The sequence below is a fragment of the Heyndrickxia coagulans DSM 1 = ATCC 7050 genome, from assembly GCF_000290615.1.
Lineage (GTDB): Bacteria > Bacillota > Bacilli > Bacillales > Bacillaceae_C > Weizmannia > Weizmannia coagulans.
This window is the reverse complement of record NZ_ALAS01000248.1, coordinates 1-2,894: the sequence shown is the minus strand read 5'-3', so window position 1 is coordinate 2,894 and position 2,894 is coordinate 1. Positions and strand designations below refer to the sequence as shown.

The 2,894-nt window shown below is 40.1% G+C and carries 2 protein-coding genes; both read left to right on the top strand.

Annotated features, from left to right (window positions below):
• Positions 1-269 precede the first annotated feature (269 nt).
• Positions 270-1,469 carry a beta-ketoacyl synthase N-terminal-like domain-containing protein gene (locus IC21_RS13235; RefSeq protein ID WP_014097032.1) on the top strand — a complete coding sequence of 400 codons (1,200 nt, stop codon included), beginning with the start codon at positions 270-272 and terminating at the stop codon, positions 1,467-1,469.
• A gap of 431 nt (positions 1,470-1,900) precedes the next feature.
• On the top strand, positions 1,901-2,809 hold the full coding sequence (locus IC21_RS13230; protein WP_234969663.1) for a sensor histidine kinase: 909 nt from the start codon (positions 1,901-1,903) through the stop codon (positions 2,807-2,809).
• Positions 2,810-2,894: the final 85 nt, after the last annotated feature.

Genomic DNA, 2,894 nt, shown 5'->3' with positions numbered 1-2,894 from the left:
AGCTCTAATTATTTAAATTATTACATATTTAGCCGCATTTTTGGGGGGGATAGTTAAATTATCACGAAAAATTTTTACTCCTCAGAGCTGTTTTGTTAAATTCATGTAATCCATCCGCCTGCGCATTGATGGACGGCTTTTAATGAAATCGCTTTTTTGCAAGGGGCAGCACGATTTGCAAAACCATTGTATTTTTTCAAAACAATAAATCAAAATGGGTGTGTTTTTGCTATAATAGGCAAGTAAAATACTCGATAGGTGGGGCCGTTATGAAAATAGTATGTACCGGATACGGGATATTTGCGCCAAATACGAGGAACATTGATCAGTATTTGTTTAATTTGAAAAACGGCGTTTGCACATTACAAGTGGCGGAGGGCATGGGGCCAAAAGGAGAATCAACCATTGCCGGGCTTATCCAGGATGAAGAATTGAAACAAATAGAAGCAGATGATAAACTAAAGCGCCTCCCAAAAGTAACAAAAATGGGGACCGCTGCAGTGAAAGAAGCAATCGCGTCTTCCAGGCTGGATGTCCGGCATAAAAAAGTAGGCTTGTTTTTCGGATTATCCCTTGGTGCTACGGGAGAGAAACTGTACCAGGATTCCATTCACTACGCTAATCATGAACTGTATCGAAAAGTATCGCTCATATTCTCCCACTATGCGAATTACCATAGTATTACGGCTGCCATTGGCCATTATATTGGGGCCAGGGGCGTCGAAAAAACGATTACAACAGGTTGCACTTCCAGTTTGGAAGCAGTAGAAGATGCAATCCTTTACTTGAAAAGCGGAAAAGTGGATGCGGCCATTGTCGGCGGAACGGACAGCCCGATATGCAATGCGACAACTTATGCGTTTGCCAAAACAAAAACGATACCGCTTAACCAAACGCTTGAAGAAGGCGCTGTGCCGTTTCAAAAAGGAAGCAAAGGGTTTGCAATGTCGGAAGCGGCAGGGGCAATCGTGCTGGAGAGGGAAGAAGATGCCGTTCAACGAAAAGCGGATATAAAAGGCGAAATCGTTGATGTCGTTTCCAATAATGATGGGATCAACATTTTTTCATTGGACGGATCCGGGGACCAAATGTTAAACGCGTTAAAAGAAGTCACAATGGGAAGAAAACCGGATTACATCAACAGCCAGGCACTTGGCATTGAACTGAACGACCAAATCGAGCAGCACTGTTCCAAACAGTTGTTTAACCATGAAGTTCCCTATACTTCAATCAAAAGCATGTATGGGAACCCTTTTGGCGCCATTGGTATTTTGCAAGTCATTTCATCGCTTTTAAGCATGCAATATGGCTTTATCCCGCCAACGATTCGGACAACGAGGCGCGGGTATGAAGAAATGAATATTGTAACAGAGACCCTCTATCGGGAGATTCATGAAGTGGCCATCACCAACCATGGATTTGGCGGCAATAACGCATGTGCCTATATGAAGAAATACACCAAGAGTTAGAAAGGGGATGAGGTACTATCGTTATGGGGGTATTGATTTTTACGATAGGATTCATTCCGATTGTCCTGGCCGTGAGTATGCAATCACTTTATAAAGAGTCAAAGCTGTCTCTGATATTGGGATTCTATATGCTTTTGATCACGGCCTGGCAATTCGATATAGGCGTCCTTTTTCTCGGAAAAGTATTAAGCAAGGAAACGATCCTTGTTCTTTTCAAATTTCTTCGGGGCGGGACGACTTTTTCCATACCGGTTGTCTATTACATTGCTTTTTCTATCATAAAAGGCCAGCCGGCACTTCTGGCAGGACGGAAATGGCTGGACAAACTATCGAATGTTTTACTCAATAAAAAGGTTTTATATTTTTTGATTTTCTGGAGTACGGTTATTTATTTTATAAACTGGACAAGTTTAGGTACAAAAGGCTTGTATATGGCGAATAAAAATGGGGCAAATACCCTCTTTTTATTTCCTGAATACGGGCCGCTGATCTGGCTATATATTTTACATATGGGCAGCTTCTTACTGTTTTTAATCCTTATATTCATGATGACCAAAGGAATGGTAAACCAAAATATCAAAAGATTCCTGGCCAGGTTTAGCCTGTATTCCCTGCTTTTATACATATTCGGTTTTTTAAACTTTTCTCCTGGAACCGGTGGTATTTCCAGCAGTATCGGGGTTATCATTTTCTCAACCTTGATCGTCATGGAGTTCATAAAATTAGGCGCAAATATAAAGGCAAACTATTATGAAATAATGGAAAGGCAGATGAAATTGGACTACACCGGCAACTTAGCCGGAAGTCTGATTCATGAAGTGAAAAATGCGAATCAAATCATTAAGGGCTTTTCCCAAATGTTAAATGCAAGCGCTGGTATGGATAAAAAAGATAAAGCTTATTTAAATATGATAGAAAAAACTTCTGAGCATTTAGATGACTTAGTAGATAACTACAAGACGTATTTGAAGTCATCTTCCACCACTTTTAAGAAAGAAAATCTGGAATCGATTATCAGGGAGTCTCTTGCGTTTTCCCAAGTCATTTTAACAGAACATCATATTGAAGTTGAACTGAAGAATTGTTATCATTCCCTTGATGCGTACGTAAATAAAGCAAACTTGAAACAAGTTTTTATCAATCTCATTAAAAACAGCATAGAGGCGATTCCCGAAGATAGAAAGGACAAGAGAATTGCGATCCAGATTGAAGTGGACCAGGAAATGATTATGATTCATTTTAAAGATACCGGCACAGGGATTGGGCAGGAACAATGGGAAAGTGTTTTTAACCCTTTTTTGTCATTGAAATCTGAAGGAATGGGATTAGGCTTGCCTTAGAGCCTCTGCCAAAATAAAAAATTACCCTTGAACGAGGCTCTAGAGAATTAATGATCCTGTTTTTTTCTTTTCTTCCAGGTTTTCA

Bases quoted from the DNA above. Each gene is read 5' to 3' on its own strand.
- IC21_RS13230 (WP_234969663.1), top strand. From the start codon at position 1,901: ATGGCGAATAAAAATGGGGCAAATACCCTCTTTTTATTTCCTGAATAC.
- IC21_RS13235 (WP_014097032.1), top strand. From the start codon at position 270: ATGAAAATAGTATGTACCGGATACGGGATATTTGCGCCAAATACGAGG.